The sequence below is a fragment of the Paraburkholderia sp. genome, assembly GCF_026225065.1.
GTDB lineage: Bacteria > Pseudomonadota > Gammaproteobacteria > Burkholderiales > Burkholderiaceae > Paraburkholderia.
The window spans coordinates 1-5,844 of sequence record NZ_JAMFSB010000280.1; the positions used below are offsets into that span (position 1 = coordinate 1).

4 protein-coding genes are annotated in these 5,844 nt (G+C 63.8%); 1 reads left to right on the forward strand and 3 read right to left on the reverse strand.

Translation table 11 applies throughout. The features are described 5' to 3' along the window. Nucleotides 1–4,507 (reverse strand): excinuclease ABC subunit UvrA (uvrA, locus tag M0954_RS19880; protein ID WP_297355061.1); only part of this gene is annotated, 4,507 nt, incomplete at its 3' end. A gap of 308 nt (nucleotides 4,508–4,815) precedes the next feature. On the opposite strand from uvrA, the gene M0954_RS19885 reads away from it, so the two are divergent. Beyond that, a complete protein-coding gene (locus M0954_RS19885; protein WP_166660694.1) occupies nucleotides 4,816–4,962 on the forward strand; it encodes a hypothetical protein in 147 nt (48 codons plus the stop codon). 50 nt (nucleotides 4,963–5,012) lie between these two features. Here the strand turns inward: M0954_RS19885 and M0954_RS19890 are convergent, their stop codons facing one another. Continuing rightward, a complete protein-coding gene (locus M0954_RS19890; protein WP_122154281.1) occupies nucleotides 5,013–5,381 on the reverse strand; it encodes a single-stranded DNA-binding protein in 369 nt (122 codons plus the stop codon). 86 nt (nucleotides 5,382–5,467) lie between these two features. After that, nucleotides 5,468–5,844: SDR family oxidoreductase (locus M0954_RS19895; RefSeq protein WP_297355063.1), on the reverse strand; the 377-nt coding region annotated here is incomplete at its 5' end.

A 5,844-nucleotide genomic window follows, 5' to 3' on the forward strand; every position in this document is an offset into this window, starting at 1 on the left:
AATCTTCATCATGCTCGACCACCACCAACGAGTTGCCCTTCTCGCCCAGCTTGCGCAGCTCGACCAGCATGATCTGGTTATCGCGCGGATGCAAGCCTATGGTCGGTTCGTCCAGCACATAGCACACGCCCTGCAAGTTGCTGCCCAGTTGCGCCGCGAGCCGGATGCGTTGCGCTTCGCCGCCCGACAGCGTGGGCGCGGCGCGCTCCAGGCTCAAGTAGCCCAGGCCGACCTCCTCCAGGAATTCCAATCGCGCCTTGATTTCGCTGACGAGATCGCGCGCGATTTCGGCGTCGCGCCCGACCATGCGCAATTGCGCAACCCACTGCCGCGCCTCGATCACGGTCCATTGCGCGACTTCCACGATAGGGTGCCCGTGGAAGTTGACCGCGCGCGCCACCGCATTGAGGCGTGTGCCACCGCAGTCGGTGCACGGTTGATCGGTTACGCCCTCGACCTCCTGCTCCTCTGCGGGTATGGTTTGCTCGCGGCCGCGGCCATCCTCGGCGACGCGTGTGTCGTCGTAGGCTTCGCGCTGCTCGCGCGTGAGCGCAAGACCGGTGCCCACGCACGTGGTGCACCAACCGTGCTTGCTGTTGTACGAGAACATGCGCGGGTCCAGCTCCGGATAACTGGTGCCGCACACCGGGCATGCGCGCTTGGTCGAGAACACCTTGACCGTTCCGATCTGCGCGCTAGGTTTGCCCGTACGCATCGCCACACCCAGGCCGTCCAGTGGCGCCAGCAGATGCATCACGCCTTTGCCCGCATCGAGCGCCTGCGCGAGCAACTCGCGCAGCGCCGCCTCACGCTCAGGCAACACGACGAGGTCACCCACGGGCAGCTCGATGGTGTGTTCCTTGAAGCGATCGAGCTTGGGCCACGGGTTGACCGTGACAAATTCGCCGTCGACGCGCAAGTGCGTGTGACCGCGAGCCTTGGCCCATTTGGCGAGATCGGTGTAGACGCCCTTGCGGTTCACCACCAGCGGCGCGAGCAAACCCACATGCTGATTGCGGTGCTCGCGCAGCAATTGCGCCGCGATCGAGTCGGCGCTTTGCGAAGTCACCGCGGCGCCGTCGTGGATGCAGTGCTGTATGCCCAGCTTCACGTAGAGCAAGCGCAGGAAGTGCCATACCTCGGTGGTGGTGGCCACGGTACTCTTGCGCCCGCCGCGCGACAAACGCTGCTCGATCGCGACGCTGGGCGGAATGCCATAGACAGCGTCGACTTCGGGCCGCCCGGCCGGTTGCACGATGGAACGCGCATAGGCGTTGAGCGATTCCAGATAGCGGCGCTGCCCTTCATGAAACAGGATATCGAAGGCCAAGGTCGATTTGCCCGAACCGGACACGCCGGTGATCACGTTGAACTTGCCGTGCGGAATATCGACGCCCAGCGATTTCAGATTGTGCTCACGCGCGTTGACGATACGGATGACGTTTTCGCCTTCGAGTTCGCGACGCGCCCGCGCGGCTTTCAAGGCCGCTTGCAGCGGCACGCCGTCTTGCTCGACACGCTCCGCGCTCATGCCCACCGAGCGCGTGTAGGCACGCAGCGCGTGGCCGGTATGCGATGGCGCGCAATCCTGGATTGCGTCAGGCGTGCCCGCAAACAGCAACTCGCCGCCCGCTTCGCCGCCTTCCGGGCCTAGATCGATCAGCCAGTCGGCCGCGCGAATCACGTCGAGGTTGTGCTCGATGACGATCAGCGAATGACCGCCGTCTAGCAGTTTGCCGAACGCGCGCATCAGCTTGGCGATGTCGTCGAAGTGCAAGCCGGTTGTCGGTTCGTCGAACATGAAGAGCTTGCTGCCCGTGCCGGACGCCTTCGACGCTTTCACGGACGCTTTTGCGTTCTTACCCGGCCGCTGTGCAGTCTCCGCCAGATAGCCCGCCAGCTTCAGACGTTGCGCTTCGCCGCCCGATAAGGTCGGCACCGGCTGCCCCAGCTTGACGTACTCCAGACCCACATCGACGATCGGTTGCAACACGCGCAGCACCTCGGCGTCGCTCGCGAACAGCACCACCGCTTCGCTCACGGTGAGCTCCAACACATCGGCCACGCTGAGGTCGCGCATGCGTTTGCCCGGTGCGCCGCGCGCAATTTTCACCTCGAGAATTTCGGCGCGATAACGGCGGCCGTCGCAATCGGGGCAGCGCAAATAGACGTCGCTCAAGAACTGCATTTCGACGTGTTCGAAACCCGAACCGCCGCAAGTCGGACAACGCCCGTCGCCCGCGTTGAAGCTGAACGTCGAGGCGCCATAACCGCGTTGCTGCGCGAGCGGCGCCTTCGCAAACAACAGCCGGATCTCATCGAACGCGCCGACATAGCTCGCGGGGTTTGAACGTGCGGTCCTGCCAATCGGCGACTGGTCGACGAAGATCACGTCGTCGATCCGGTCGGCTCCGCTGAGGCTATCGTAGACACCGGGCGACTCGGTCGCCTTGCCAAAGTGGCGCGCCAACGCCGGGTACAGCACATCCTGCAACAAGGTCGATTTGCCCGAACCCGACACGCCGGTGACGCACACCAGCCGCTGCAACGGAATTTCCACGGTGACGTTGCGCAGATTGTGTTCGCGCACGCCAGCCAACGTCAGTCTCGGCGTGTTCACGTCGACCGTGCGGCGTGACCAGCTCGCGGCATCCGCCACCTGCTTGCGCCCGCCCAGATAAACACCAGTCAGCGTATTGACCTCGCGAATCCCATCGGGCGTGCCGTCATAAACGATCTTGCCGCCACGCTCGCCGGGTCCGGGCCCCATGTCGATCAGGCGATCGGCGGCCAGCATCACGGCGGGGTCGTGCTCCACCACCACCAGCGTGTTGCCGGCATCGCGCAAGCGGTGCATGGCTTCGACGATGCGGCCCATATCGCGTGGGTGCAGCCCGATGCTGGGCTCATCCAATACGAACAAGGTATTGACGAGCGAAGTGCCGAGCGCGGTGGTCAGGTTGATACGCTGCACTTCGCCGCCCGACAGCGTACGACTTTGGCGATCGAGCGTGAGATAGCCGAGGCCGACATCGCACAGATATTTAAGCCGCGTGCGCACCTCGTCGCTCAAGAGTTTCAGCGCGTCATCGAGCAACGTGCTCGGTAGCGTGAGAGTGTCGAAAAAACGTCGGACCCGCTCGATAGGCATCAGCATCAAGTCGTGCAAGGTCAGCCCGGGTAGCGCTTCGAGCTGGTCGCGCCGCCACGCGACGCCTATCGGCATGAAGCGCTGCGACGGCGGCAGCACCGCGTCGGCATCGTCCTTGCTGCCCAGGCGCCACAACAGCGATTCTGTCTTCAGGCGTGCGCCGCCACAGGTGCCGCAGGGCGTGTAGCTGCGGTATTTCGACAGCAGCACGCGGATGTGCATCTTGTAGGCCTTCGATTCCAGATACTCGAAGAACCGCTTGATGCCGTACCACTGACCGCTGCCCCGGCCGGTCCAATCGGGTGAGCCATTGACGACCCAGTCGCGCTGCGCGTCGGTGAGTTGGGCCCAAGAGCTGTCGCGTGGAATGCCGGCCTTGGCGGCATATTTCATCAGGTCGTCCTGGTTCTCTTTCCAGGCCGGCGTCTGCAGGGTTTTAACGGCGCCGGCGCGCAAGCTCTTGCGCGCGTCCGGAATCACCAGGCCGAGATCGACGCCGATGACGCGGCCGAAACCGCGGCAGGTTTCGCAAGCGCCGTAGGCGGAGTTGAACGAGAACAGCGCGGGCTGCGGGTCGGCATAGCTGATGTCGCTATCAGGGCTATGCAGTCCGGTGGAGAAGCGCCAGATCTGCGGCGCCTGCTCGTCGGCCAGCACATAGATGTTGACTCGGCCCGCACCTCGGCGAAGCGCGCTTTCCAGCGCATCGAGCACGCGCGTCTTGTCCACGCGCGGCAAGCGGAAGCGGTCGGCCACCACGTCGAGCACCTTGCGCGGACCGGTGGCGGTCGCGACTTCGCGCTCGGCCTGGACGTGCGTATAACCGCTCGCAGAAAGCCACTGCTGTACTTCGTCGACGCTGGTGGTGCTCGGCAATTCAACCGGGAACGTGATCGCCATGCGCGCGTCGCTGTCGCCTGCGCGTGCGAGCAACTCGGCGTAGATCGTCTCGGGGCTGTCGTGGCGCACCGCATGCGCCGTCTCGCGGTCGAATAACTGGGCCGCGCGCGCAAACAGCAACTTGAGGTGATCGTTGAGCTCGGTCATGGTGCCGACCGTCGAGCGCGAACTGCGCACCGGATTGGTCTGGTCGATCGCGATGGCCGGCGGCACGCCGTCGACACGGTCGACCTGTGGCCGGTCCATGCGGTCGAGAAACTGCCGCGCATACGCGCTGAACGTTTCGACATAGCGCCGCTGCCCTTCCGCGTACAGCGTGTCGAACACGAGGCTGGACTTGCCGGACCCCGAAGGACCGGTCACGACCGTCATCTCGCCTGTCTGCAGGTCGAGATCGAGGTTCTTGAGGTTATGCTGACGCGCTCCGCGAATGCGGATTTTTCCTGTAGATGACAATTTGCCCGACCGTCTGAATGAGTTGGCCACATCTTACGGCCGCTTTGCGACCGTAATGATTCACCGCGCCCGACCATACGGATCAATCGCCGCAGGGCGGATTTGAAGGGAACACTATACTGTATATTTATACAGTTTTCCATCGATGGTGTGGGTGCGGCCGTGGGTCTCGCTGCAAGCGCTGGGCCTGCTGTACCCGACCGGTATTCGACGCTACAAAAAAGCCCGTAAGGCGCCGATAGTTTGAGAAAGACCCGTAAAGACAACTAGTTGCTACGATGCGCGCGTACTCACGGGGAATTCAAACAATGAGTCGCATAATCAAGTTGCTAATACTAGCGGGTGTGCTCAATCTGCAGGGTTGTGCGTCGTCGGTCGAGACGTTTGCTACAGGGATCGTGCTCGGCGCGGCGGCCGGTGTGACGGCAGTAACCTGTGCGGTCGTGTGTCACTGACGCGCATGACCCAGGCGGCCATTGCCTGGCGGCCGCCACCGACACCTCACTCAAAGCGGATCATCCAGATGCGCGCCATCCTCTTGCGGCGCCTCTGAACCCACGGCCGCCCGCTTGCGCCGCACGTGATACGCGCTCAGCAGACCATGCGCCACCATATCGAGCGCCGGTTTCACGAGCCCGTTCTTGTCGGTCCAGACCTTCGGCGTCAGCGCACCGCTCAAGGCCACGCTATCCGCGTCGTTCAACGCGAGCAAGCCCGTCTGCACCTCATCGTCGAACGCGATCACGTTGACGAACAGCGTATCGCCATCGCCGGTGGTCGCACGCACCTTGCACGTCACAAAACGCTTGCCGTTCTGTCCAGTGCGGATCTGGGCTTCCCCATAGAGCCGCCCACCCACCAGTCCATCGATCATCTCATCCGCTCCTGTTTCCCGTGGCTCGCGAGGCGTGAGCGCCTTGCGCGAGCCGTATGATCCCACGAGCGGCGCCGATCACCGCGTTAAAACGCGCTCTTCACCACGCCGCCGTCGACGCGCAACGCAGCGCCGGTCGTCGCCGATGCCAGCGGACTCGCGACGTACGCCACCAGCGACGCCACTTCCTCGGTCGAAGCAAAACGCTTGATCAGCGAAGTCGGCCGCACGTGCTCGAAGAACTCCTTCTCGACCTGCGCGGACGTTTTGCCGTCGGCCTTGGCGAGACCGTCGACGAAGTCGCCCACGCCGCGCGATTTGGTCGGCCCCGGCAGCACGCTATTGACGGTAATGCCGGTGCCCGCGACGGATTCCGCAATGCCGCGCGCCACCGCAATCTGCGCCGTCTTGGTCACGCCGTAGTGGACCATTTCGACGGGAATCTGCAGCCCGCTCTCGCTCG

Excerpts from the sequence above, each read along its gene's own strand:
- M0954_RS19885 (WP_166660694.1), top strand. The coding sequence starts at position 4,816 with ATGAGTCGCATAATCAAGTTGCTAATACTAGCGGGTGTGCTCAATCTG.
- M0954_RS19890 (WP_122154281.1), bottom strand. The coding sequence starts at position 5,381 with ATGATCGATGGACTGGTGGGTGGGCGGCTCTATGGGGAAGCCCAGATC.